The sequence below is a fragment of the Pseudomonas anguilliseptica genome (assembly GCF_900105355.1).
Classification (GTDB): Bacteria; Pseudomonadota; Gammaproteobacteria; order Pseudomonadales; family Pseudomonadaceae; genus Aquipseudomonas; species Aquipseudomonas anguilliseptica.
This window is the reverse complement of record NZ_FNSC01000001.1, coordinates 32,646-55,786: the sequence shown is the minus strand read 5'-3', so window position 1 is coordinate 55,786 and position 23,141 is coordinate 32,646. Positions and strand designations below refer to the sequence as shown.

Sequence of the window (23,141 nt, the reverse complement as noted above, 5' to 3'; positions counted from 1 at the left end):
TCACTGCTCCTTTAGCATCAAGCAGTGCAGCATGGCCTGCGCCATGTACTTTTTAACCATGCGCTCAGACACCCCTAAACGTTCGGCAATAACGCTGTAGGTCAGTCCTTCCAGTTGTGACAACAGGAACGCCTGGCGGACCTTGCCCGGTAAACGCAGGAGCATGGCGTCAATCGCCAGCAGTGTCTCGAGAATGAGTTCGCGTTCTTCTGGCGATGGCGCTAGCGCCTCAGGCTGAACAGCGAGCGCTTCGAGATAGGCCCTCTCAACTGACTGGCGCCGCCAAAAATTGACAACCAAACCGTGGGCAACGGTTGATAAGTAGGCACGCGGTTGGCGAATATCCGCCAGAATTCCCGGTGTTTTGAGTAGCCGCAAAAAAGTATCTTGGGCCAGGTCTGCAGCGTGATCGGCACACCCTAGACGCTGTCTCAGCCAGCCGTTCAGCCAACCATGATGATCGCTGTAGAGACGTTGTATTGACTGCTGGGAAGCTAACTCCACCACCGACATTGCGAAAACTCACTGGCATCTTCCAACAGAGGACGGCAATGGTAATGCTTCTCAACATCAAATATCCAGTGGGCCGCTTAAAACAACCGAATTACTAGTGCCCCTTCATACTGCCCGGCAACCTCGCCTGTAAATCCATGATGTGGCTAACAGGTTCGCTTCTCATCGTGCTCTAAGTTGGCTCTCACAATAAGTCCATGCCCGCGAGCTATCACCGGTGTTGGTTTCGCTTTGGAATGAAAGCAGCCGTTCGCAAAGGGCTGACTTACGGCCCGCCAATAAACCGCGTATCAGTTCTTGCTCGGAATACCGTACTTGCGCAGGCGTGTGGCGATGGCGCTGTGTGAGGTGTGTAGGCGGGTCGCCAGTTGCCGGGTCGAGGGGTGGCTAGGGTAGAGCTTTTCCAGTAGGGCTTTTTCGAACTCGGCCACGGCGGCTTCCAGGCTGCTGACTTCGCCGTCGGCCTGTTGCGCGGCTACGGCGGTGCCGGCGATATCCAGATCATCGATCTGCACCAGATTGCTTTCGCAGATGGCCGCCGCGCGAAAGATCACGTTCTGCAACTGACGTACATTACCCGGCCAGCGGTTGCCCAGCAGCGCCGGGTAGGTGTCCGGTGTCAGGCGGCAGGGCAGGCGCTGGATCTGCGCGCAGGCCTGCTGCATAAAGTGTCGCGCCAGCAACAGAATGTCCTGGCCGCGCTCGCGTAACGGCGGTACTTCGAGGTTGAGTACGTTGAGGCGATAGAACAGGTCTTCGCGGAACGCACCTTCGCTGACCATCTTTTCCAGGTTGCGGTGGGTGGCGCTGAGGATGCGCACATTGACCCTGACCTCGCTCTGCCCGCCGACCCGGCGAAAGCTGCCGTCGCTGAGAAAGCGCAGCAGCTTGGCCTGCAGGTAGGGCGACATCTCGCCGATTTCATCGAGAAACACTGTGCCCTGGTTGGCCAGCTCCAGCAGCCCCGGCTTGCCGCCGCGCTGGGCGCCGGTAAAGGCGCCAGGGGCGTAGCCGAACAGCTCGCTTTCGGCGAGGTTCTCCGGCAATGCCGCACAGTTGAGCGCAAGAAACGGCGCGGTGCGCCGCGTGCTGATGGCGTGGCAGGCGCGCGCCACCAGCTCTTTGCCGGTGCCGGTTTCGCCCTGGATCAGCAGCGGCGCATCCAGGGTGGCGACGCGCTGGGCACGGGTTTTCAGGCTGCGGATCGGCGCCGAGTCACCGAGCAACGAATCAAAGCCCTCGGCGTGATCGTGGTGCAGCGCCGCCAGGCGTTCGCCGATGCGGCTCGGTGCGTAGAGGCTGAGCAGACCGCCGGCCAGGTGCCGGGCGCTACCGTCGACGCCCTCGGTAATGGGCTGCGCATCCAGCAGCAATGCCTGGCCCTTGAGGGTGACTTCACGCATCGGCAGACGAAAGCCCTGGTCGAGCAGTTCCACTTCCAGCTGGCTGTCGGCGAACAGCTCGCCAATGCCCAGACCCTCGGGCTGTTGGCCACACAGTTCAATCAGCGCCGGGTTGGCCAGCAGTACGCGGCCCTGGCTGTCGACCGCCAGTACCGGATCGGTCATCGCTGCAAGCAGGGCGTCGAGCTGCAGATGGCGGCGCTGGCCAGGGAGGATGTCGACAATGGTCACAGCTTGCACACCGTGCACCTTGAACAGCGCCTCGCGCAGTTCGTCGAGCACTGCAGGGCTCAGGGTCGGCGCGTCGATATACACGTTCGGCGGCACCATCTCCACCGCATCCAGGTTGAGATTGCGCCCACCGAGCAGGGCCAGCACTTCCTGGGTGATGCCAACGCGGTCGATAAAGGTGACGTGAATACGCATGGAAACGGGCGGCCGACTGGTTTACAGGTGCGCCAGTATGCCCGGTCTGTCTGCCTTAGTTAAATCTGTCGAGTCGCCAGTAGCCTGTTGTCGGTAGGCTTTCGGCGACAGGCCAAACCAGCTTTTGAAGGCTTTGTAGAAGGCACTGGGTTCGCTGAAACCCAGTTCGCGGCTCAGCGCCTCGACCCGGCAACCGGGCTGCTGCAGGCGTTGCAGCGCGTGTTGGCGGCGCACCAGGGCCAACAGTTCAGAGAAGCAGCAGCCCTCTTCACGCAGGTGGCGGTGCAGGGTTTGCCGGCTGATGGCCAGGTGCCGCGCTACACCGTCTGCCGACAGATCGCCGCTGAGCAGGTTCTGCTCGATCAGCTGCAGCACCTGCAAGCGGGTGCTGCGCTGCGTTGGCAGCTGGGCCCGCATGGCACTCACGCGTTGCTGCATCAGGTCCTTGAGATAGGCATTGGCCCCCAGCACCGCGAGCTGTAGATCAGCCTCCAGCAGGTCGAGGTAATCGAAGGCCTCGGCAAAACGTGGCGACACCCCGAACACCTGGCGATAGATCGCTGGGGGCGCCAGTGGCGCATGACGAAACCCCACAGCCTGCGGCATCAATCGCACCCCCGTGAGCTGACGGGCCCAGCACAGTGCGGAACTGAGGCTGTGCTCGCTGACGACGGGGTGGCCGAGCAGCGGCGCATTGAACAGAAAGTGGATACGCACCCGCCCGGCAAAGGATTCAACTCGTAGGCTTTCGCCCTCGCTCATCACCGGGATATAGCGGCGAAACAGTTCGATGGCCTCACCCAGGGTGGCGCTCTGCGCGGCCAGATGGGCAACCGGCCCGCGGGTGTGCAGGCCATGCTGCTGGCCGACCAGCAGGCCGATTTCCGCACGCGCGCCACGGCTGGCCGCGCGTTGCCAGAGGTGCAAGGCCCAGCGCACCGGCACGCGTATCTCCAGTTTTTTCAACTGCTCCAGCTCGACGCCCAATTCGTCCAGATCATCCGGGCCGGCCAGGCCGAAGCCCTGCAGTGACAGGTACAGATCAAGCAACTGTGAAGCGGTTGCGCTAGGTGTATGGGCCAGTGGCATGGGGCGTCCTTTTCCAACCAGGGTCGCTCGATTGTGCGCCGCCGGTGAGACAAATTGCCACTGCGATGCAACCTCTGGCTATTAAACGCACAGCGGCGAGCGGCTAGATTGACCGGCAAACAACATCGAGTGCTTCGCACCGCCTGGAGTCCTGCACCATGAGTCATGCTGACCTGATCACCTTGCCACGCCTGCTGTCACGCTTGCCCCGTCTGCTGGTCGACCTGCCCGCTATCGTCAAGGGGCTGCATATTGGCAACCGCAGCCGTGGCGATTACCCCGTCAGCCTGGCCAGTTGTATCGAGTCGGCGGCCCGTGACAATCCACAGGGTGTGGCTTTGATTCAGGGTGACGAACAGCTCAGTTACGCCGAGTTCGACCGCTGGGCCAACCAGCTGGCGCACTACCTGCGTGCTCACGGCCTGCGCCAGGGCGACAGCGTGGCGCTGATGTTCGAGAACCGCTTCGAGCTGCTCGCCGGGGTGGTCGCCTGCGCCAAGCTCGGCGCGGTCAGCGCGTTGATCAACAGTAGCCAGCGCGGCCGCGTGCTGGCCCACAGCATCAGCCTGGCAACGCCGCGTATGGTGCTGGTGGGTGAGGAGCTGCAAGACGCCTTCACGGAAATCGCCGCCGAGGTGGCGCTGCCCGCCGATGCCTGGCACTACTTCGCCGACCGGCCAACCTGGCGCGACCCGGGCGAGGCGCCCGCAGGCTGGCAGCACCCGGCGGCCGTGCTGCAGGACTATCCCGTCGATGCGCCGCTGCTGGAGCGCCCGGTGCGTGCCGACGATCCCTGTTTCTATATCTACACCTCCGGCACCACCGGCCTGCCGAAAGCCGTGGTGTTCAACCATGGGCGTTTTATGAAGGGCTATGGGGCCTTCGGTTTCGCAGCCGTGCGCCTGGGCCGCGAGGACCGCATGTACGTCAGCCTGCCGTTCTATCACGGCACCGCCATGGTGGTGTGCTGGGGCTCGGTACTGGCCGGCCAGGCGGCGCTGATTATGGTGCGCAAGTTCAGCGCCAGCCGTTTCTGGGATGAGGTGCAGCGGCATCGGGCGACCGCCTTCGGTTATGTCGGTGAGCTGTGCCGCTACCTGCTCGACCAGCCGGTACGTCCCGGCGACGCTGCCAGCCCGATCCGCGTGATGGTCGGCAATGGCCTGCGCCCGAGCATCTGGCAGGCGTTCAAGCAGCGCTTCGCGGTCGAGCGGGTGGTCGAGCTGTATGCCTCCAGCGAGGGCAATATCGGTTTTACCAATCTGCTCAATCTCGACAACACCGTGGGCTTCTCACCCTATCCCTACGCCATCGTTCGCTACGATCAGGAGCGCGAGGCGCCGCTGCGCGAGAACGGCCACCTGCAGCGGGTGGCCAAGGGCGAGGCGGGCCTGCTGCTGGGCAAGATCACCGACAAGTCGCCGTTCCATGGGTACACCAATACCCGTGACACCGAGCGTTGCATCCTGCGCGATGTGTTCGAGCCGGGCGACGCCTGGTTCAATACTGGCGACCTGATGCGCGACATGGGCTTTCGCCACGCGCAGTTTGTCGACCGCCTAGGAGATACCTTCCGCTGGAAGGGCGAGAACGTCTCCACCACCCAGGTCGAGGCGGTGCTCGATGGCGTGGCTGAGGTCAGTGAAACCGTGGTCTATGGTGTCGAGGTGGCCAACACCAACGGCCGCGCCGGCATGGCCTGCATCCGTCTGGCCTGTGCGCCGGCGGATTTTGACTTTCAGGCCCTGCTTACGCACTTGCGCCAGGAACTGCCGGCCTACGCCGTGCCGCTGTTCTTGCGTTTGAGTGCCGAAATGGAAACCACTGGCACCTTCAAGCACAAGAAAGCGCCGCTAAAGGAGCAGGCCTACGACCTCGACCGCTGCAGCGATCCGCTGTATGCCTGGATGCCAGGTACTGATCGCTACGTACCGCTGACCCGCGGGTTACAGATGGCCATCGCCGCCGGTAACTATCGATACTGAGGCTCAATACCCTGGCACGCGCTTTCGCGTGTCAGGGGCGTTTAACCGCAGGTCAGGCGGATGATCACTTCGCTTTCATCAATATCGATGTTCAGGCGCTGCGGGTTGTAATCCATGGTCGCGGCGTCGCCGGGGGCGAGCACACGCAGGGTTTTGGCGTTGGCCTGCTGTTGCACCTGCTCGATCAGCTCGCTGCTGGCGGTCTGGCCGAGTACGCCGTGCACCTGCTCGACATTGCAGTCGCCGCTGATTTCGGCAGCTTGCTGGGCTGGTTGCTGTGAGCTGCAACCGGCCAACAGGGTGAGGAGGCTAAGGCTGGCGAGGGCGTGACGAAGAGCCATGGTCTATTTCCTTGTCTGGGTAAATCTCGGGTCAGCCTAGCAGCCGCATCCGTTGTAGCTCAACGTTGGGCGGCTCAATCAGTCCAGGTTCGTGTATCAGCATTTCCGCAAGCCCGGCCAACTTCCCTACAATTGCGCTTTTCCCAGAGCAGGAGGTTCTGTGCAAGCGGTGATCTCGATTCAACAGCTGAGCAAGACCTACGCCAGCGGCCATCCGGCGCTGCAAGACATCAATCTGGACATTCGCCCCGGAGAAATCTTTGCCTTGCTCGGCCCGAACGGCGCGGGCAAGACCACCCTGATCAGCATTATCTGCGGCATCGTCAACCCAGGCGGCGGGCGGGTGCTGGTGGGCGGCAAGGACATCATCAAGGACTACCGCGCGTCGCGCTCGCAGATCGGCCTGGTGCCGCAGGAGCTGGTCAGCGATGTGTTCGAAACCGTCTGGGCGACGGTGAAATTCAGCCGTGGCCTGTTCGGCAAGAAGCCCGATCCGGCCTATCTGGAGCAACTGCTCAAGGACCTGTCGCTGTGGGAAAAACGCGACGCGAAGATTTTCGAGCTGTCCGGCGGCATGAAGCGCCGGGTGATGATCGCCAAGGCGCTCTCCCACGAGCCGCAGATTATGTTTCTCGACGAGCCTACCGCCGGCGTCGATGTCGAGCTGCGCCGCGACATGTGGAACATGGTGCGGCGTCTGCGTGAGCGCGGCGTGACCATTATCCTCACCACCCACTACATCGAAGAAGCCGAGGAGATGGCCGATCGCATCGGCGTGATCAGCAAGGGCCGGATCATTCTGGTGGAAGACAAGCAGGCGCTGATGCACAAACTCGGCAAGAAACAGCTGACGCTGCAGTTGCAACAGCCACTGGCGAGCATTCCCGCCGAGCTGGCGCGCTACCGGCTTGAGCTGATTGATGAGGGCCACGCCCTGGTGTTCACCTTCGACACCCAGAGCGAACACACCGGCATTGCCGAACTGCTTAAGGACCTGGCCCAGCACGGCATCGACTTCAAGGATCTGCAGTCCAGTCAGAGTTCGCTGGAAGAAATCTTTGTGTCTTTGGTCAAGGAGTCGCGCGCATGAATTTCTATGCAATCCGTGCCATTTACCTGTTTGAGCTGGCGCGCACCTGGCGCACCCTGCTGCAGAGTATCGCCACCCCGGTAATCAGCACTTCGCTGTACTTCGTGGTGTTCGGTTCGGCCATCGGTTCGAGCATGACCCAGGTGCAGGGGGTGAGCTACGGCGCCTTTATCGTGCCGGGGCTGATCATGCTGGCGCTGCTCACCGAGAGCATTTCCAACGCCTCGTTTGGCATCTACATGCCCAAGTATTCGGGGAGCATCTATGAGCTGTTGTCGGCGCCAGTGTCCTACCTGGAAATCCTCATCGGCTATGTCGGCGCGGCGGCCACCAAATCGATCATTCTCGGCCTGGTGATCCTGATTACCGCGCGGCTGTTTGTCGACTTCGAGATTCTTCACCCGTTGTGGATGTTGGCGTTTCTGGTGCTGACCGCGCTGACCTTCAGCCTGTTTGGCTTCATCATCGGCGTCTGGGCCGACGGCTGGGAGAAGCTGCAGGTGGTGCCGGCGCTGATCGTCACGCCGCTGACCTTTTTGGGCGGCGCGTTCTACTCAATCAGCATGCTGCCACCGGCCTGGCAGACGGTGACCCTGTTCAACCCGGTGGTGTACCTGATCAGCGCGTTCCGCTGGAGCTTCTACGGCGTTTCTGACGTTAATGTCGGTCTGAGTCTGGCGATGATTCTCGGCTTTCTGCTGCTGTGCATCCTGGCTGTGGGCTTTATCTTCAAAACCGGTTATCGGCTGAAAAGCTGAAGCGTTCGTGATGCGCTAGTGTGGGAACGGTCTAGGCGGCGCGGTGGTGGGTCGCGTCGTCGTCAGGCGCTTTACGGAGAACACTGGAATGGAGTTTCCAACTGCATTGCAGGCCCAGCTCGCGCAACTTTACCGCGATGAGTCGCGCCGTGTGCTGGCCACCCTGATTCGCTTGTTGGGCGATTTCGACTTGGCCGAGGAGGCGTTGCACGAAGCCTTTCGCGCGGCCATGGAGCAGTGGCCGCAGAGCGGTGTGCCGGCCAATCCGCGTGCCTGGCTGGTATCGGCGGGGCGCTTCAAGACCATCGACAACCTGCGCCGGCAGCGGCGTTTCCAGCCGCTGGATGACCACCTTGAGTTGGCCGATGACGCGCCGCTGGACGAAGGCGAGTTGCTTGAAGACGACCGCCTGCGCCTGATCTTCACCTGTTGTCACCCGGCGCTGGCCAGCGATGCCCAGGTGGCCCTGACCCTGCGCGAAGTCTGCGATCTGGGTACCGAGGACATTGCCCGCGCCTTTCTCACCACGCCCGCCACCCTGGCGCAGCGCATGCGCGGCGGCAAGCTGTCGATCATCGACGGCCCGTTTGCCGAAACCAAGGAGCAGTTGGCGGGTTTCTATCTGGTGGAAGCCCGCGACCTGAATGAAGCCATCCAGCTGGCCGGGCATATTCCGGCGGCGCGCGTCGGTTGTGTGGAAGTCCGCCCGGTACGCGAGCTGCAGGTCTAGAGCGCACGCTGCCCGCGTTGATCAAGCAACGGTAAAGGAGCACTGCCCATGAGTCGTCCTGAATACCCCAAGATTGCCAGCCGTGAGCAGTGGCTGCTTGCCCGCAAGGCCTTGCTGGCCAAAGAGAAGGCGTTGACCCAGCAGCGTGATGCGCTCAACGTCGAGCGCCGCCAGCTGCCGATGGTCAAGGTCGAGGCCGATTACCGTTTTCAGGGGGCCGAGGGTGAAGTGGGCCTGGTCGAGCTGTTCGCCGGGCGCAGTCAGCTGATCGTCTACCACTTCATGTACCACATGGAGCGCGGTGAGGGCTGTGACGGTTGTTCCTGCCTGGTCGACAATATCGGCCATCAAGCTCACCTGCATGCCCGCGATACCACCCTGGTGCTGGTTTCCCGCGCGCCATTGGCCGATCTGCAGGCGTTTCAGCGGCGCATGGGCTGGAGCCTGCCCTGGTATTCCTCGCTGGGTAGCGCGTTCAACTACGACTACCACGCCACGACTGACGAGCAGGTCGCTCCGGTCGAGTACAACTACCGTGACAAGGCTGAGTTGGAGCGCCTGGGCCTGAACTACCACGTGCAGGGCGAGCAGCCTGGCGTCAGCGTATTTCTGCGTGATGGCGCGCAGGTCTATCACTGCTACTCCAGTTACGGCCGTGGTCTGGAAATACTGATGAGCAGCTTTCACTACCTCGACCTCACGCCCTTCGGTCGCGGTGAAGGCTGGGACGGTATGCCCGATCTGGAGGGCAAGGGCATGCACTGGACCCGCCTGCACGACGAATACCAGCAACCGGCAGCGGCGCATGCCTGCTGCGCCTCGACCCAGAAATAAGCACAAGGAGCACGACCATGAGCAACGCCCAAGCGCAGATTCAACAGCAACTGGACTCCTGGTCCGCCGCCTGCCGCAGCAAGGATGTCAGCAGTATCATGAGCCACTACGCCGAAGATGTGGTGGCCTACGACGCCATCGGCCCGCTGCGGTTTCAGGGCCGCGCCGCCTATCAGGCGCATTGGCAGGCCTGCATGGAAATGTGTCCCGGCCCGGGCTTGTTCGAGATCCATCAGCCGAGCTTTCTGCTTAGTGATGAGTTGGCCGTGGTGCACTACCTGTTCCACTGTGGCGGCAGTGATGACAAGGGCGAAATGCACAGCAGCTGGATGCGCGTCAGCCAGTGTTTCCGCCTGCAGGGCGGGCAATGGCTGATCGCCCACGAGCATTTCTCCATGCCGTGCGATATGGAAAGCGGAAAAGTTTTGTTTGATTTGCAGCCCTAGCCTTGCAACTCACGGGGCACAAGGGGTGTAGCGAATTGCAGGAGGGCGCGTTGCAGATTTGTGGCTACGACCAACGTCTTAGTGCTTGCCTAAAGGGGGGCGTAGTGGCGTAGGCTGGAGTTGTCGCCTTGGTAGGCGACGCTTTCGCGAACAGTTGAAGAAGGAAAGCTTTATGCAAATCCAAGTTCACAGCGATAACCACATCGAAGGCAGTGCTCGTCTGGTTGAGTGGGTGAGTGCCAGTGTTGCCAGCAAGCTGGAGCGCTTCGATGACGAGTTGACCCGCATCGTTGTCCATCTGCATGACGACAACGGCGCCAAAGCCGGCGCGCACGACAAGCGCTGCCAGATCGAAGCGCGGCCAAAGGGCCTGCAACCTATTTCCGTCACCCACAAGGCCGAGTCACTGGAACAGGCCATCGACGGCTCCATCGAAAAACTGCACCACGCCCTTGAGCATCAATTCGGCAAGCTGCGCAGCAAGCGCGTCACGCCACTGCACGCCGACGAGGCGAACGATATCCCTGGTCGGGACGCTCTGTTGCAAGAGGACTTCCTCGCCGAGGAACGTCTGCGCGCCGTCTAAATAAACGCCAAGGGCAGCCGGCCAGACTGGCTGCTCATCGACCCACTACACGCGCCCCCGCAGTTTTCTGCGGGGGCGCTGTCGTTTCAGGGGCCAGGCTGTATGCCTGCGGCGGCAATAGCCGGCCTGGAGCGGCAACGCGCTGCCTCCTCGCGTATGACGGAATGGGTGGTAAGCCGCATATTTACTGGCCTGCAGGTGGTTGGCCCATATTCTGCAGAAATGCCTGCCAGCTGACCTATGCAGGGATTCGCCATGACCAGTATTTCCAACAATTCGCCGCTGGCGAGCTACTTTGCCAACACCGTCAAACCCAGCACCGCTGCTGCCGGCAGTGGCAACAGTACGGATAAACCGAGTACCAGCGCGCCAGACCCGCTTGCGGAGATTCGCCGCTTTGCCAGCGGTATGGTGGCCAACAGCCGTGGTGGCCTGCTGCGCGCGATGCACGCCGAGAGCAGCGGCGCGAGCAACGCGATTGCCAGTGATCGCTTTCGCCCGGTGGCCGAGCCTGAGAGCGATACCTCGAAAATTGCCCTGCCGGATGTCGCCGAACTGGATCGCGAGGACGCCGCCAAGCTGCTGGCGCAGATCAATAAGTTGGTCGATGCAGGCCTGGACAAGACCGACAGCTTTGTTGGCTACAACGGCGACCAGCAGACCGACTCGCTGACCACCTACCGCGACTGGTTGCAGGCCAGAGGCGGCGTCAGTATCTACGTCTAAGGAAATCCTGAATAAGACTTCCTGATTTTGGCAAAATGCCCGGACGCCACCCGCCGAGTTTTCCGATGAAGCAAATGACCTTCGCCGATGCCGAGTACGCCGGCAAACGCAAGCAGACCCGCAAAGAGTTGTTCCTGATCGAGATGGATCGGGTGGTGCCGTGGAAGGGTTTGATCGCACTGATCGAACCGTATTACCCCAAGGGTGAAGGCGGTCGGCCGGCCTATCCGCTGATGGCGATGCTACGTGTGCACCTGATGCAGAACTGGTTCGGCTACAGCGACCCGGCGATGGAAGAAGCGCTGTACGAGACCACTATCCTGCGGCAGTTCGCCGGGCTGAGTCTGGAACGTATCCCCGACGAAACCACCATCCTCAACTTCCGTCGTCTGCTGGAGAAACATGAGTTGGCTGCCGGCATCCTGGCCGTCATCAATGGCTATCTTGGCGACCGTGGCCTGTCGTTGCGCCAAGGCACCATCGTCGATGCCACGCTGATCAATGCGCCGAGTTCGACCAAGAACAAGGACGGCAAACGCGACCCAGAGATGCACCAGGCCAAGAAGGGCAACCAATACTACTTCGGCATGAAGGCGCACATTGGCGTGGATGACGAGTCGGGGCTGGTACACAGCGTGGTAGGCACGGCGGCCAACGTGGCGGATGTCACTCAGGTCGACAAGTTGCTGCACGGCGAGGAAAACGTGGTGTGCGCCGATGCGGGTTATACCGGTGTCGAAAAGCGCCCCGAACATGATGGGCGCGAGGTGATCTGGCAGGTTGCTGCCCGCCGCAGCACTTACAGGAAGCTCGATAAGCGCAGCGGGTTATACAAAGCCAAGCGCAAGATCGAGAAGGCCAAAGCCCAAGTGCGCGCCAAGGTCGAGCATCCGTTTCGCGTGATCAAGCGCCAGTTCGGTTATGTGAAGACGCGCTTCCGTGGCCTGGCCAAAAACACCGCACAACTGGTAACGCTGTTCGCCCTGTCGAACCTGTGGATGGCCCGTCGACATTTGCTGACGAATGCAGGAGAGGTGCGCCTGTAATGTGGGAAATGACCGCTGCGAGGTGCTCGCGGCGGCCAGAAACACCGAAATGAGCGGATGACTTGATCGTTTTTGATCAGTTTTCCGCTTTCAAAATCAGCGGAGGCTGAAGTTGACCGGAAATACAGGGCTACTTCAGACCATCCCTAGGTTATCCTTTGTGAGTCGGATGGCAGCCACATCGCTTCTGTGAATCATGTCTGGAGCTTTCAAAAACCTGGCATAACCCTCTGCCACAATGCGTTTGCATTTGGAGAGAATGACAGCCCTATGTTTTTTGATTTGTTGCGCAATCTCGTTTAGAGCGTCTTCCATTGAAGTCGCTTGAACGGCATGTTCCAAGGTCAGATAGCCAAGAATGTTGCATTCTTTTTCTGAGAATACGTCTGTGGATGGTCTGAAAAAGACTTCCTGATTTTGGCAAAATATCCGCACTCCACCCGCCGAGTTTTCCGATGAAGCAGATGACCTTCGCCGACGCCGAGTACGCCGGCAAGCGCAAGCAGACCCGCAAAGAATTGTTCCTGATCGAGATGGATCGGGTAGTGCCATGGAAAGGGTTGATCGCTTTGATCGAGCCGCATTATCCAAAGGGTGAAGGCGGCCGACCGTCCTATCCGCTGATGGCGATGCTGCGAGTGCATCTGATGCAAAACTGGTTCGGTTACAGCGATCCGGCGATGGAAGAGGCGCTGTACGAGACCACCATCCTACGCCAGTTTGCCGGGCTGACTCTGGAGCGCATTCCTGACGAAACCACCATCCTCAACTTCCGCCGCTTGCTGGAAAAACACGAACTGGCTGCCGGCATCCTGGCCGTGATCAATGGCTACCTGGGTGACCGTGGTTTGTCGCTGCGCCAAGGCACCATCGTCGATGCCACGCTGATCAACGCGCCGAGTTCAACCAAGAACAAGAACGGTAAGCGTGACCCTGAGATGCACTCAACCAAGAAAGGCAATCAGTATTACTTCGGCATGAAGGCGCACATCGGGGTGGATGACGAGTCTGGCTTGGTGCACAGCGTGGTGGGTACTGCCGCCAACGTGGCGGATGTCACCCAGGTCGATAAGCTGCTGCACGGCGAGGAAAACATGGTGGGGGGCGATGCCGGATATACCGGTGTCGAGAAGCGCCCCGAGCATGAGGGCCGTCAAGTGATCTGGCAGGTTGCAGCACGGCGTAGCACTTACAAGAAACTCGGTAAGCGCAGCGCGCTGTACAAAGCCAAGCGCAAAATCGAGAAGGCCAAGGCCCAAGTGCGAGCCAAGGTCGAGCATCCGTTTCGGGTGATCAAGCGTCAGTTCGGTTATGTGAAGACGCGCTTCCGTGGCCTGGTCAAAAACACGGCGCAACTGGTGACTTTATTCGCGCTGTCAAATCTGTGGATGGCGCGCCGACATTTACTGACGAATGCAGGAGAGGTGCGCCCGTAATGCTGGAAATGGCTGCCGCGAGGTGCTCGCGGCGGCTAAAAACACAGAAATGAGCCGGTAATCTGATCGTTTTTGATCGATTTATCACTTTCGAAATCAGCAGAGGCTGACGTCAGCCAGAAATGCATGGCTACTTCAGAGGATCCCTGTCGAATTCGGGACTGGTAGGATCAGCGCATTGCTAGGCAGCTTTTTGGCTTTTTGAAGCCTGTTCAAGTAATAACGAACGACGGTGTAGTCAGAGATGACGGTGACTTCTTTGACTGGCTTGCCTGTAATTTTGGATATTGCACTGCGTCGATGAGAGAGAAATTGACGGCAGGCATTGGTGATTGCCACAGGCTTCCGATACCACTCTGGATTAAGCTCGTGAGCGATCATGAAAAAAACGCGGATGAGGGGGGGCTGCGCTTGGGAGGATGCTTCTCTACCCAGGTTAGGATGTCCTCAGGGCAGCAGGTCCTGATACTATCGACAAAATTTTCCCGCATCCTGCTCATCGCTTTCCTACCTGAAATTGGTTCAGATAGACAGTGTAGACAGGGATAGTGCTTCCGTAAGGGTGAAAGGTATGAACAGTATGGCTTTGCAGCGCGTTGGTTTCTCAGGCACCAGCCTATGTGAACCCCTGCCCGTACTGCTTCCGCTCCAGGCCCGCCTGATGAGCCAGGCGCTGCGCAAGATTACCGGCAATATCAAGAACGCCAACTGTCTGGTGATCTTTATCAACCAGATCCGCATGAAGATCGGCGTGATGTTCGGCAGTCCGGAAACCACCACTGGTGGTAACGCGCTGAAGTTCTACGCCTCGGTACGTCTGGATATCCGCCGCACCGGCGCAGTGAAGGAAGGTGACGAAGTGGTGGGTAGCGAAACCCGCGTCAAGGTAGTGAAGAACAAGGTGGCTCCGCCGTTCCGTCAGGCTGAATTCCAGATTCTTTACGGCAAGGGTATCTACCGCAACGGTGAGATCATTGACCTCGGCGTACAGCTCGGTCTGCTGGAGAAGTCCGGCGCCTGGTACAGCTACCAGGGCAACAAGATCGGTCAGGGTAAGGCCAACTCGGCCAAGTACCTAGAAGACAACCCGGAAGTGGCACGCACCGTCGAAGGGCTGATTCGCGAAAAACTGCTGGTGGTAAGCCCGACGGTCAAGGCCAACTCCACGGCCGATGACCTGGCTGACGCCGACGCCTGATCTGCCTGTCTATGTCCATTGCTCTGGATAACCCCGTCGCGGTGCGGCGGGCGGCCATGGATTTGCTGGCACGGCGTGAGCATGGCCGGGTCGAGTTGACCCGCAAGCTACGCAGTCGCGGGGCGGCTGATGAGTTGATCGAAGCCGCTCTCGATCGCTTGGCTGAAGAAGGTTTGCTGTCTGAAACGCGTTATTTGGAGGCCTTTGTCAGCTACCGCGCGCGTGCCGGCTATGGTCCGTTGCGCATTCGTGAAGAGCTTACCCAGCGCGGCCTGGCCCGCAGTGATGTCGAGCAGGCCCTGCGCGACAGTGGTATTGACTGGCGTGAGCATCTGCAGGAAACCTGGCAACGCAAGTTTGCCGGTGAGCTGCCCCTTGATGCGCGCGAGCGTGCCCAGCAGGCGCGTTTTCTCAGTTATCGGGGTTATCCGCCTGAGCTAATCGGGCGCTTGCTACGCGGCGCGCTGGACGATTAAGCCGAAGCCCGCTGTTCGCCGACCAGCTTGCATCAACGCTCTCTGTTTCCCTCTTACCTACTCCTACACGCCGATGATGTCGCAGTACTGGAGGCAAAAGCTTTCTGGACTGAAATGCGTGTGGTTTTTCTTGTCTTGCTTGGCTAGCTGAAGTGCGATTGCCGATAGCCCGCAGGCAGGCTATCGGCTGGGCGGCAGGTCAGGCGTTTTCTGCCCAGTTGTGCGGCTGATTGACCAGGTCGAGTAGTTCGCGCAAGCGGCCGTGGTTGCGGCCGTTAAAGGCGAAAGCCAAGCGCGTCATATGGCACAGCTCCGGTTCATCCTGCTCGGAGTCCCAGTGAGCTTGTTGCTGGAAGTCGCTGTGCGTGCACAGGTCGCGGAACTCATTGTTCAGCTGCTGCATGGCTGCCTGGTTCAGCGCATGGTTGAGGCGGATCACGTAGCGCTCCTTGAGCCAGCGACTTGAGTGGTAGTTGCGGTAGAACTGAGCGATTTCCTCGGTTGCTTCTTCAGCGCTGTGCACCAGGCGCATCAGGCGCATATCGCTGGGCAGGATATAGCCGTTGTCCTGCAGTTGTTCCTGCAGAAAGCTCAGGGCGCTGGTCCAGAAGGTGCCGCCCGGCTGGTCGAGCAGCACTACGGGTACCAGTGGGCTTTTGCCGGTCTGGATCAGGGTCAGTACTTCCAGCGCTTCGTCCAGGGTGCCAAAACCACCTGGGCAGAGCACCAGGCCGTCGGCTTCCTTGACGAAGAACAGCTTGCGCAGAAAGAAGAAGTGAAATGACAGCAGGTTGTTGCTGCCTTGTACGGTGGCATTGGCACCCTGCTCGAAGGGCAGGGTGATATTGAACCCCAGGCTGTTTTCCAGGCCGGCCCCTTCGTGGGCAGCCGCCATGATGCCGCCACCGGCGCCGGTAATGACCATCAGGTTGTGTTTGGCCAGGGTCGCGCCGAGATCGCGGGCCAGGTGGTAAACCGGATGGTCGGGCGGGGTGCGTGCCGAGCCGAAGACGGTGACCTTGCGCCGCCGTTTGAACTGTTCCAGCGCACTGAAGGCATGCTCCATTTCGCGCAGGGTCTGCAGCATGATCTTCGCGTCCCAGCGGTTGCGGTCGGCCTGTGCCATGCGCACAACTGTGCCGAGCATGGCCTGGTAGAGCTTGGTATTGGGACTATCGGGCGGCGCGGCAAGGATGCCCAGTTCTTCCACCCTGGTGGTCAGGTCGACTCCGCTGGTTTGAAAATGCCGAGACAGAAAATCGTCCGATTCATCGGGCATACAACTTCTCCTTCTGCTGACTGGCCGAGCAGGCTATTGCCGCGCCGGCCTTGTCCTGAGTATGGCTGCTGGCTGATGAATTGTGCGGCGCATGCCTATGCGTGACAACCGACAGCCCATGCCAGGACTGCATCAGAGGGCGATTTGCTCGCCAGGATCAGGGATGTTGGCGATCCAGTTCAGGCGTTCGCGCAAAGCCAGTTGCAGGGTCTGCATCTTCTCCAGCTCACCATGTACCAGGTACAGCTCGGGGTGGTGCTCGAAGTGGCTGACCCAGTCGAGCAGCTGTGATTGCCCGGCATGCGCGGAGAAGCCGCCGAGGGTATGTACCTTGGCTTTAACCGCGATGCGCTGGTGGAGGATTTTTACGTTTACCGCACCATCCACCAGCGCGCGACCGAGGGTACCCTTGGCCTGAAAGCCGGGGAAGATCAGATGGCAGTCGTCGCGCCAGAGGTTGTGCTTGAAGTGATGGACGATACGTCCGCCGGTACACATACCGCTGCCGGCGATGATGATCGCACCGCTCTTGATCCGGTTGATGGCCATCGACTCTTCCACGCTGGGTGTGCAATGCAGGATGGGTAGCCAGTCTTCAATGCGCTTGACCTTTTTGGCCGCCAGCGCCGCACGGTCTTCGGCGGCGAACTGGTCCTGAAAACGTGAATAGATGGCGTTGGCCCTTATGGCCATCGGACTGTCGAGAAACACCGCCTGTTGCGGCAAGCGGCCTTGCTGATAGAAGCGCCCGAGGTAGTAGATCAGGTCCTGGGTGCGGCCGACGGCGAAGGCAGGGATCAGCACGTTGCCGCCGTCGCGATGAGCCTGCTGCAGAATCTCCACCAGTTCCTCCAGGGTGTCCTCACTGCAGCGGTGGTCGCGGTCGCCATAGGTCGACTCCAGCAGCACCACATCGGCTTTGCTCAGCGTGCTGGGGTCTTGCATCAAGGGTGAACAGGTATTGCCCAGGTCGCCGGAGAACACCAGGCGGCGGGTCAGGTGATGGTCTTGCACTTCGAGTTCGACAATCGCCGAGCCGAGGATATGCCCGGCGTCGTGAAAGGTGACTTGCACGCCCTCGGCCACTTCGCGGCTTTCGCCATACAGCAGCGGCCGGCGCTGGCTCAGCGCCTGCTCGGCATCGGCGGTGGTGTACAGCGGGCTGATTGGCGCTTTGCCTATCCGTGCACGCCATTTGTTTTCCCACTCGGCGTCTTTCTCCTGAATAAACGCGGCGTCGAGCAGCATCAATTCCATCAGTTCACAGGTCGCGTCGGTGGCGAATATTGGCCCGCGATAGCCGGCGGCTGTGAGTTTCGGTAGCAGGCCTGTGTGGTCGATGTGCGCGTGGGAAATCACCACGGCATCCAGGCTCTGCGGGTCAAAGGCAAACGGTGCGCGGTTGCCGTCTTCCTCTTCGCGGCGGCCCTGGCGCATGCCGCAGTCGAGCAGCACCCGTGCGCCGTCACGGCTTTCGATCAAGTAACAGGAGCCGGTGACTTGTTGAATTGCGCCGAGGAAGTTGAGCAGGGCCATGGCTAATCCTTGAACACGTTGAGTGGGTGGCGCTTAAGGCTGTCCCATCAGGTAACCGGGGGTTTTGATACAGGTCAGCATCTGCCTGTATCTCGCGTTCTAAGCTGACTAAAACTATCGGAGCCGCATATGACCCAGCTATTTCCCAGCGCCAGCGAGTTGGCCGAGCATGCCCGCCTTGAGCCAGCCTTTGCCGCTTGGCAGCGTGGTTATGGACCTTTGCAGCATAGTCCGCAGACCTGCGCTGCGGTCTACCGTATGGCCCACCAGCTGGTGCAGGCGGGAGTGCAGACGGATCTGCCGAGTGTCTACCGCCACTTCCGCGCGCTGGATCGGCTGACAGCTGCCGGGATGTGGCTGGTGGTGCATATGACCTATGCCCAGCGGGTGCGCCTCGATGGTGTGGCGTTGGCCGCAGAAGACTTCAAGGTCTCGCCCGAAGGGCACATCGGCGGCGCCCTGAATATGGTGCCGGCCTATGCCGGCTACCTGGCGCTGAATAACCTGAGCAGAGAAACCCGCGGTTGGTTGATGGGCCAGGGTCACTGTGTGGCGGCCATCGAGGCGCTCAACCTGCTGACAGCCAATCAGCATCCGGAGCAGGCCGAGCGTTACCCCTGTAATGAGACGGGGATGAGCCAGCTGGTGGCGGACTTCTACAGCTATGTGCAGAACGCGGCCGGCCAGGTCAGCGCGCCGCTGGGCAGCCATATTAATCCGCACACGGCTGGCGGGATTGCCGAGGGCGGATACCTAGGCTTTGCCGAGCTGCAGTACGCCCATCTGCCGTTACCCGGTGAGAAGCTGGTGGCGTTTCTCTCCGATGGCGCGGCCGAAGAGCAGCGCGGCAGTGACTGGATGCCGCGTTGGTGGCGCGCCGAGGACTGCGGCGTGGCGTTGCCGCTGATGATCGCCAACGGCCGGCGCATCGAGCAGCGTACCGAACTGGCGACGTCCGCCGGACAGGACAACTTCCGCGAGCACCTACGCCATTGTGGCTTTGAATCGGTGAGTTTCGATGGCCGCGACCCGGCTGCTTTTGTCTGCGCGCTGTGGGACATGGAGCAGCGCCTGGGTCGGCGCGTGCAGGAGTTGCACGGTGGCGTGTTGAACTATCCGCTGCCGATGCCCTATGGCATTGCTGAAACGCTCAAGGGCTTCGGCTTCTATGGCGCTGGCAGCAATGCGGCGCACAACCTGCCATTACCGGCCAATCCGCATACCGATAGCGGCGCCCGTGAACTGTTCAATCAGCATGCGGCGCAGCTCTGGGTTGCACCGGATGAGCTGAGTGAAGCCTGCGCGTTATTTGCGGCTCGAGGTTCTCGTGCACTGGAGCGTGATAACCCGCTAGCGCAGCGCCATCCAGCGCTGCCTAAACTGCCCGAGTTGCAGTACCAGGACGGCGCGTGCTCACCGATGCTGGCTCTGGATCGGTTCTTTGTCGATCTGGTGCAGGTTAATCCGCAGTTGCGTCCGCGTGTCGGTAACCCCGATGAGCTGGCCAGCAATCGTCTGGGCGGCGTGCTCAAGGCGCTCAAGCACCGGGTGACCGCGCCGGAGAGCGAGCTGGAAGCGCTGGATGGCGCCATCATCACCGCGCTCAATGAAGAGGCCGTGGTGTCTGCCTGCCTGGCCAACCAGGGCGGCCTGAATCTGGTGGCCAGCTACGAGGCCTTCTGCGTGAAGATGCTCGGTGCAGTGCGCCAGCGGGTCATCTTTGCCCGTCAGCAGAAAGAGTCTGGACGCCCGGCAGGCTGGCTTGGCTGGCCGCTGGTGGTTACATCGCACACCTGGGAAAACGGCAAGAATCAGCAATCGCACCAGGACACCACCTTCTGTGAGGCTTTGCTCGGTGAGATGAGCGACATGGTGCGGGTGGTGTTTCCAGCCGATCACAATTCGGTATTGGCGTTGTTGCCGGGTATTTATCAGGCGCGCGGCCAGATCGCTTGCATGGTGATTGCCAAACGCGAGCGGCCTTGCGTATTCACCCGCAGACAGGCCGAGCAGCTGGCGCAGGATGGCGCCGTTGTAGTGGCCGAACAGCAAGGCCAGCAGCCTTTGCTGCTGATCGCCACCGGCAGTTATCAGTTGGTAGAAATGCAGCGCGCGGCCGTTCGTCTGAGCGCGGCCGGATGTGCCTGGCGTCTGGTTTACTTGCAAGAGCCGGGGCGTTTTCGTGCGGCCCGCGATACCTGGGAACAGGCGGTGATTGTCGATGCCGAGCGGGTTGAACGGTTATTCCCGGCTGCCAGCATAAAGCGTGTGCTGCTGACCCATATGCGTCCGGAAGTTGCCCGTGGGCATCTGTGGCCGCTGCTCGGTGATGCTCGACACAGTCGGGTGCTGGGCTACCGTAATCGAGGTGGCACCCTGGATGAAGCCGGCATGCTGTTCGCCAATCAGGCGAGCTGGGCGCATGTACTGGAGGCCGCTGCCGAATTGCTGGAAAAACCGCTTGGCGATTTGCTCAGTGCCGAGGAGCAGGCTGCCGTGCAAGGGCGGGGAGAACCACGCTGTCTGCGTTAGCGAGGCCAGTGGGTGCGGGAAATGGAGGGGCAGGTATGCCTAAGTTGACCTTGGACCTTTATGTGGATTTGTACCGCCTGTTGCAGCAGGCCGCGCGCAATAACCAGATAAGCCTGGAAGAAGAGTGTTTGCAGCGGCTTGAAGGTGCGGCGAGGCGTTCGCGTTACATGCACGCGTTGCTCGCAGATCTGCGCGCCGATGATGAGCAACGGCGTGCGCAACAGGGTGGTGGTTGAGCCTTACAGGCCGCAATCTGCTTTGCTGAAACGCTCGCTGGTCACCGGGCGGTTGCTCTTGTATTCGCTGAATTCATAACGCAGCGCCGCGCCGCGTGCCAGCAACTGGCGATAACCGGCATTGCGGCACACGCTGTTGGCCAGTTGTGCGCGGACCACGTCCGGGTTGCCGCGCATCTGCGCTGCATGCTCGCTGCGTACGCTGAGGTGATTGACCAGCTCGCTGCCGTCAACGGTGTAGCCCTGATCAAGAATGTCTTCATTGATCGCTCGTGGCGTGCCCACGCTGCTTTCGCGCGCAACTTTTTCCAGGGTCTTGCTCAGTTCAAAGTCTTTCAGGGTGGCGGCATGGGCAAGCAGGGGCAGGCTCAAGGCCAGGGTCAGGCTGGTCAAACGCAGCATGGGGTTCTCCAAAGTCGAGTCGCACCTTCTGACCGGCAGTGCCGGGTAGAGGTTCAGTGCCGGTTATCTTACTCGCCTGCCGACACTTGCGCAGTTGCTACGGCAGGTGGAGCAAGACGCACGGTTGAATAAGCTGTAGCGGGCTTTGCTAGACTGCCGCGCTTGCTGACCCCTGGATGACTCATGCCGTTTCTTCTCTTCTGTCAGGTACTCGCCTGATGAGCCACGCCGTCGCGCGTTTGCGGGCTGCGCGGATTGCCCGCAGTGCCAAACCATTTCTTGCCCGTGGCAGCCGCTCGGTGCGTTGTGATGCTTGCCGTCTGGCGATGACTCACTGCCTGTGTGCCTGGCGCCCGCGTATTGCCGCAACGTCTGCGGTGTGTCTGCTGATGCACGATGTCGAGGCGCTCAAGCCGAGCAATACTGGCTGGCTGATTGCCGATGTGCTGGCCGATACCTCGGCGTTTGGCTGGTCGCGGGTTGCCGTGGATGCCGAGTTGCCGGCGTTGCTGCGCGATCCGCAGTGGCAACCTTATCTGGTGTTTCCGGGCGAATATGTCGCCGCCGAGCGGGTGGTCAGCGAAGTGCAGCCAGCGCCTGGCAAGCGGCCGTTGTTCGTGCTGCTGGATGCTACCTGGAGCGAGGCGCGCAAAATGTTTCGCAAAAGCCCCTACCTCGACAGCCTGCCGGTGCTCAGCCTGCAGGCCGAGCAGCTGTCGCGCTACAAACTGCGCCGCTCCAAGCGCGACGATCATTTCTGCACCGCTGAGGTCGCCGCCCTGTGCCTGGAACTGGCCGGCGACCAGCGTGCTGCAGATGGTTTGAATGCCTATCTGGATGTCTTCAGTCAGCACTACCTGGCAGCCAAGGCGCCGCGCACGGTGCCGTTGGATGATCCAATGCATGATCGTCTGCGCGAGTTTCTTTAGCAGGTCGTTGAAAAACTACCTGCGTTGCCGATACGGCGTTGAAAGCAGGCTCGGAATGCTCATTTACAGCTCGCAAACTCCGCTTCCTCGCCTGTTTTCGCCTTGTCTCGGCTGCCTCGCCTACGTTTTTAAACGACCTGGTTTGGGGCCAATTTCTTTGGCCACAACTGCGCCAGCAGCATGCCGGCAAACATCAGCGCACAGCCAAAGTAGCCGCGCAGCTCCAGCGATTCACCCAGTAGCCAGGCCCCGGCGATGGCAGCGAAAACCGCTTCTAGCGAGAGGATGATCGCAGCGTGGGAAGCGATAGCGTCTTTCTGCGCCACCACCTGCAGGGTAAAACCGACGGCCACACCGAAGATGCCGCCAAAGAGAATCGCCGGGCCGGCGGCGATGATCGATTGCAGCTGGATTTCCTCGAAGATCACCGCCAGCACCAGGCTGATTACCGCGCAGGTGATGAACTGCACCAGGGCCAGGCGCAGCGGGTCATGGCGGCCGGCAAAGAAACCTACCAGCAGCACATGCACGCCCCAGACGAAGGCCCCGGCCAGTTGCAGCCAGTCACCAGAGGCCACGGTAAAGCCCTCGCCAACGCTGAGCAGGAACATGCCGACCACCGCCAGGCAGGCCCCCAACCAGATGCCCAGGCCGGTCTTATGGCCGATAAACAGCCCCAGCAGCGGCACGATGATCACGTACAGCCCGGTGATAAAGCCGGAGTTGGTGACGCTGGTAAACAGCAGGCCAACTTGCTGCAGGTTGATCCCCAGGGCCAGCGCCAGGCCCATCAGCACACCGCCACGCAGCAGTTGGCTGTTCAGTGGCGCTACCGCCGCGCTGCTGCTGCTGCGACCTTCCAGTAGACGCAGCACGGGTAGCAGAATCAGCGCCGCCAAGGCAAAGCGCAGGCCGCTGTAGAGGAATGGGCCGATGGAATCCATGCCCAGGCGCTGGGCGACAAATGAGGAGCCCCAGATCATCGCGGTAAGCAGCATTAACAGGTCGGCGCGCAGGGCGTGGCTTCGCATTTCAGGCTCTCGTCGGCAAAGTTGCGAACTGTGCCGCAAAGCGTCGTGCTTGACCACCCCGTCAGCGCTGGGCATGCTTGGTCGCTTTTCTGCGTTTTCAGGTCTGGTTGCAC

23 protein-coding genes and 1 pseudogene are annotated in these 23,141 nt (G+C 60.7%); 15 read left to right on the top strand and 9 right to left on the bottom strand.

Going from position 1 to position 23,141, the window contains the following annotated elements:
* The 3 genes from BLW24_RS00280 to BLW24_RS00270 all read right to left on the bottom strand — a co-directional run bounded on the left by BLW24_RS00280 (nt 1) and on the right by BLW24_RS00270 (nt 3,431).
* The gene (locus tag BLW24_RS00280) at nt 1–513 is read right to left on the bottom strand and encodes a sigma-70 family RNA polymerase sigma factor (RefSeq protein ID WP_090375300.1); all 513 of its coding nucleotides are present in this window, start codon (nt 511–513) and stop codon (nt 1–3) included.
* Between the two features lie 290 nt (nt 514–803).
* Entirely contained in the window at nt 804–2,342 is a 1,539-nt protein-coding gene (locus tag BLW24_RS00275) for a sigma-54-dependent transcriptional regulator (protein ID WP_090375298.1), read from the bottom strand.
* Nucleotides 2,343–2,363: 21 nt separating this feature from the next.
* Nucleotides 2,364–3,431, bottom strand: a complete 1,068-nt coding sequence (locus BLW24_RS00270; RefSeq protein WP_090375296.1) for an AraC family transcriptional regulator — start codon at nt 3,429–3,431, stop codon at nt 2,364–2,366.
* Between the two features lie 158 nt (nt 3,432–3,589).
* Here BLW24_RS00270 and BLW24_RS00265 point away from each other — a divergent pair, with 158 nt between their 5' ends.
* On the top strand, nt 3,590–5,416 hold the full coding sequence (locus BLW24_RS00265) for a long-chain-acyl-CoA synthetase (protein WP_090375294.1): 1,827 nt from the start codon (nt 3,590–3,592) through the stop codon (nt 5,414–5,416).
* Between the two features lie 41 nt (nt 5,417–5,457).
* Here BLW24_RS00265 and BLW24_RS00260 read toward each other — a convergent pair whose 3' ends face one another.
* The gene (locus BLW24_RS00260) at nt 5,458–5,757 is read right to left on the bottom strand and encodes an I78 family peptidase inhibitor (protein ID WP_090375292.1); all 300 of its coding nucleotides are present in this window, start codon (nt 5,755–5,757) and stop codon (nt 5,458–5,460) included.
* A 160-nt stretch (nt 5,758–5,917) separates the two neighbouring features.
* On the opposite strand from BLW24_RS00260, the gene BLW24_RS00255 reads away from it, so the two are divergent.
* From BLW24_RS00255 to BLW24_RS00210, 9 genes are all read left to right on the top strand, one after another.
* Nucleotides 5,918–6,847: an ABC transporter ATP-binding protein gene (locus BLW24_RS00255; RefSeq protein WP_090375290.1), complete on the top strand. Its 930-nt coding sequence runs from the start codon at nt 5,918–5,920 to the stop codon at nt 6,845–6,847.
* Nucleotides 6,844–7,605, top strand: coding sequence for an ABC transporter permease (locus BLW24_RS00250; RefSeq protein ID WP_090375288.1), 762 nt, complete (start codon nt 6,844–6,846; stop codon nt 7,603–7,605). Before BLW24_RS00255 ends, BLW24_RS00250 begins: the two co-directional genes overlap by 4 nt.
* Before the next feature lie 88 nt (nt 7,606–7,693).
* On the top strand, nt 7,694–8,335 hold the full coding sequence (locus tag BLW24_RS00245) for a YciI family protein (protein ID WP_090375286.1): 642 nt from the start codon (nt 7,694–7,696) through the stop codon (nt 8,333–8,335).
* A gap of 48 nt (nt 8,336–8,383) precedes the next feature.
* On the top strand, nt 8,384–9,169 hold the full coding sequence (locus BLW24_RS00240; protein ID WP_090375283.1) for a DUF899 domain-containing protein: 786 nt from the start codon (nt 8,384–8,386) through the stop codon (nt 9,167–9,169).
* A 17-nt stretch (nt 9,170–9,186) separates the two neighbouring features.
* Nucleotides 9,187–9,615, top strand: a complete 429-nt coding sequence (locus BLW24_RS00235) for a YybH family protein (protein ID WP_090375281.1) — start codon at nt 9,187–9,189, stop codon at nt 9,613–9,615.
* Between the two features lie 172 nt (nt 9,616–9,787).
* Entirely contained in the window at nt 9,788–10,201 is a 414-nt protein-coding gene (locus BLW24_RS00230; protein WP_090375279.1) for an HPF/RaiA family ribosome-associated protein, read from the top strand.
* A gap of 255 nt (nt 10,202–10,456) precedes the next feature.
* On the top strand, nt 10,457–10,927 hold the full coding sequence (locus BLW24_RS00225; protein ID WP_090387582.1) for a hypothetical protein: 471 nt from the start codon (nt 10,457–10,459) through the stop codon (nt 10,925–10,927).
* 65 nt (nt 10,928–10,992) lie between these two features.
* Nucleotides 10,993–11,973 carry an IS5 family transposase gene (locus tag BLW24_RS00220; protein WP_090375277.1) on the top strand — a complete coding sequence of 327 codons (981 nt, stop codon included), beginning with the start codon at nt 10,993–10,995 and terminating at the stop codon, nt 11,971–11,973.
* Nucleotides 11,974–12,428: 455 nt separating this feature from the next.
* Nucleotides 12,429–13,409 carry an IS5 family transposase gene (locus BLW24_RS00210; protein ID WP_090375275.1) on the top strand — a complete coding sequence of 327 codons (981 nt, stop codon included), beginning with the start codon at nt 12,429–12,431 and terminating at the stop codon, nt 13,407–13,409.
* A gap of 135 nt (nt 13,410–13,544) precedes the next feature.
* Here the strand turns inward: BLW24_RS00210 and BLW24_RS00205 are convergent, their stop codons facing one another.
* Nucleotides 13,545–13,790: a hypothetical protein gene (locus BLW24_RS00205; RefSeq protein ID WP_208600118.1), complete on the bottom strand. Its 246-nt coding sequence runs from the start codon at nt 13,788–13,790 to the stop codon at nt 13,545–13,547.
* 265 nt (nt 13,791–14,055) lie between these two features.
* Here BLW24_RS00205 and BLW24_RS00200 point away from each other — a divergent pair.
* Nucleotides 14,056–14,607: pseudogene (locus tag BLW24_RS00200) on the top strand (recombinase RecA family protein); the annotation flags it as partial.
* 11 nt (nt 14,608–14,618) lie between these two features.
* Nucleotides 14,619–15,083 carry a recombination regulator RecX gene (recX, locus tag BLW24_RS00195; RefSeq protein ID WP_090375271.1) on the top strand — a complete coding sequence of 155 codons (465 nt, stop codon included), beginning with the start codon at nt 14,619–14,621 and terminating at the stop codon, nt 15,081–15,083.
* A gap of 199 nt (nt 15,084–15,282) precedes the next feature.
* Here recX and BLW24_RS00190 read toward each other — a convergent pair whose 3' ends face one another.
* On the bottom strand, nt 15,283–16,362 hold the full coding sequence (locus BLW24_RS00190; RefSeq protein WP_090375268.1) for an LOG family protein: 1,080 nt from the start codon (nt 16,360–16,362) through the stop codon (nt 15,283–15,285).
* Between the two features lie 132 nt (nt 16,363–16,494).
* The gene (locus BLW24_RS00185; RefSeq protein WP_090375266.1) at nt 16,495–17,898 is read right to left on the bottom strand and encodes an MBL fold metallo-hydrolase RNA specificity domain-containing protein; all 1,404 of its coding nucleotides are present in this window, start codon (nt 17,896–17,898) and stop codon (nt 16,495–16,497) included.
* A gap of 129 nt (nt 17,899–18,027) precedes the next feature.
* On the opposite strand from BLW24_RS00185, the gene BLW24_RS00180 reads away from it, so the two are divergent.
* Both BLW24_RS00180 and BLW24_RS00175 read left to right on the top strand, forming a co-directional pair.
* Nucleotides 18,028–20,430, top strand: a complete 2,403-nt coding sequence (locus BLW24_RS00180) for a phosphoketolase family protein (RefSeq protein WP_090375264.1) — start codon at nt 18,028–18,030, stop codon at nt 20,428–20,430.
* A gap of 35 nt (nt 20,431–20,465) precedes the next feature.
* Nucleotides 20,466–20,666 (top strand): hypothetical protein, encoded by a 201-nt coding sequence (locus tag BLW24_RS00175; protein WP_090375263.1) that lies wholly within the window; start codon nt 20,466–20,468, stop codon nt 20,664–20,666.
* A 3-nt stretch (nt 20,667–20,669) separates the two neighbouring features.
* Here the strand turns inward: BLW24_RS00175 and BLW24_RS00170 are convergent, their stop codons facing one another.
* Nucleotides 20,670–21,068 carry a quorum-sensing-regulated virulence factor family protein gene (locus tag BLW24_RS00170; RefSeq protein WP_090375260.1) on the bottom strand — a complete coding sequence of 133 codons (399 nt, stop codon included), beginning with the start codon at nt 21,066–21,068 and terminating at the stop codon, nt 20,670–20,672.
* A 218-nt stretch (nt 21,069–21,286) separates the two neighbouring features.
* On the opposite strand from BLW24_RS00170, the gene BLW24_RS00165 reads away from it, so the two are divergent.
* Nucleotides 21,287–21,997, top strand: a complete 711-nt coding sequence (locus BLW24_RS00165) for a tRNA-uridine aminocarboxypropyltransferase (RefSeq protein ID WP_090375258.1) — start codon at nt 21,287–21,289, stop codon at nt 21,995–21,997.
* Nucleotides 21,998–22,125: 128 nt separating this feature from the next.
* Here the strand turns inward: BLW24_RS00165 and BLW24_RS00160 are convergent, their stop codons facing one another.
* A complete protein-coding gene (locus tag BLW24_RS00160; protein WP_090375256.1) occupies nt 22,126–23,028 on the bottom strand; it encodes a DMT family transporter in 903 nt (300 codons plus the stop codon).
* Nucleotides 23,029–23,141: the final 113 nt, after the last annotated feature.

Excerpts from the sequence above, each read along its gene's own strand:
- recX (WP_090375271.1), top strand. The coding sequence starts at position 14,619 with ATGTCCATTGCTCTGGATAACCCCGTCGCGGTGCGGCGGGCGGCCATG.
- BLW24_RS00240 (WP_090375283.1), top strand. The coding sequence starts at position 8,384 with ATGAGTCGTCCTGAATACCCCAAGATTGCCAGCCGTGAGCAGTGGCTG.
- BLW24_RS00260 (WP_090375292.1), bottom strand. The coding sequence starts at position 5,757 with ATGGCTCTTCGTCACGCCCTCGCCAGCCTTAGCCTCCTCACCCTGTTG.
- BLW24_RS00225 (WP_090387582.1), top strand. The coding sequence starts at position 10,457 with ATGACCAGTATTTCCAACAATTCGCCGCTGGCGAGCTACTTTGCCAAC.
- BLW24_RS00210 (WP_090375275.1), top strand. The coding sequence starts at position 12,429 with ATGAAGCAGATGACCTTCGCCGACGCCGAGTACGCCGGCAAGCGCAAG.
- BLW24_RS00205 (WP_208600118.1), bottom strand. The coding sequence starts at position 13,790 with ATGATCGCTCACGAGCTTAATCCAGAGTGGTATCGGAAGCCTGTGGCA.
- BLW24_RS00270 (WP_090375296.1), bottom strand. The coding sequence starts at position 3,431 with ATGCCACTGGCCCATACACCTAGCGCAACCGCTTCACAGTTGCTTGAT.
- BLW24_RS00220 (WP_090375277.1), top strand. The coding sequence starts at position 10,993 with ATGAAGCAAATGACCTTCGCCGATGCCGAGTACGCCGGCAAACGCAAG.
- BLW24_RS00275 (WP_090375298.1), bottom strand. The coding sequence starts at position 2,342 with ATGCGTATTCACGTCACCTTTATCGACCGCGTTGGCATCACCCAGGAA.
- BLW24_RS00280 (WP_090375300.1), bottom strand. The coding sequence starts at position 513 with ATGTCGGTGGTGGAGTTAGCTTCCCAGCAGTCAATACAACGTCTCTAC.
- BLW24_RS00180 (WP_090375264.1), top strand. The coding sequence starts at position 18,028 with ATGACCCAGCTATTTCCCAGCGCCAGCGAGTTGGCCGAGCATGCCCGC.
- BLW24_RS00250 (WP_090375288.1), top strand. The coding sequence starts at position 6,844 with ATGAATTTCTATGCAATCCGTGCCATTTACCTGTTTGAGCTGGCGCGC.
- BLW24_RS00165 (WP_090375258.1), top strand. The coding sequence starts at position 21,287 with ATGAGCCACGCCGTCGCGCGTTTGCGGGCTGCGCGGATTGCCCGCAGT.
- BLW24_RS00170 (WP_090375260.1), bottom strand. The coding sequence starts at position 21,068 with ATGCTGCGTTTGACCAGCCTGACCCTGGCCTTGAGCCTGCCCCTGCTT.
- BLW24_RS00185 (WP_090375266.1), bottom strand. The coding sequence starts at position 17,898 with ATGGCCCTGCTCAACTTCCTCGGCGCAATTCAACAAGTCACCGGCTCC.
- BLW24_RS00160 (WP_090375256.1), bottom strand. The coding sequence starts at position 23,028 with ATGCGAAGCCACGCCCTGCGCGCCGACCTGTTAATGCTGCTTACCGCG.
- BLW24_RS00235 (WP_090375281.1), top strand. The coding sequence starts at position 9,187 with ATGAGCAACGCCCAAGCGCAGATTCAACAGCAACTGGACTCCTGGTCC.
- BLW24_RS00175 (WP_090375263.1), top strand. The coding sequence starts at position 20,466 with ATGCCTAAGTTGACCTTGGACCTTTATGTGGATTTGTACCGCCTGTTG.
- BLW24_RS00230 (WP_090375279.1), top strand. The coding sequence starts at position 9,788 with ATGCAAATCCAAGTTCACAGCGATAACCACATCGAAGGCAGTGCTCGT.
- BLW24_RS00265 (WP_090375294.1), top strand. The coding sequence starts at position 3,590 with ATGAGTCATGCTGACCTGATCACCTTGCCACGCCTGCTGTCACGCTTG.
- BLW24_RS00245 (WP_090375286.1), top strand. The coding sequence starts at position 7,694 with ATGGAGTTTCCAACTGCATTGCAGGCCCAGCTCGCGCAACTTTACCGC.
- BLW24_RS00190 (WP_090375268.1), bottom strand. The coding sequence starts at position 16,362 with ATGCCCGATGAATCGGACGATTTTCTGTCTCGGCATTTTCAAACCAGC.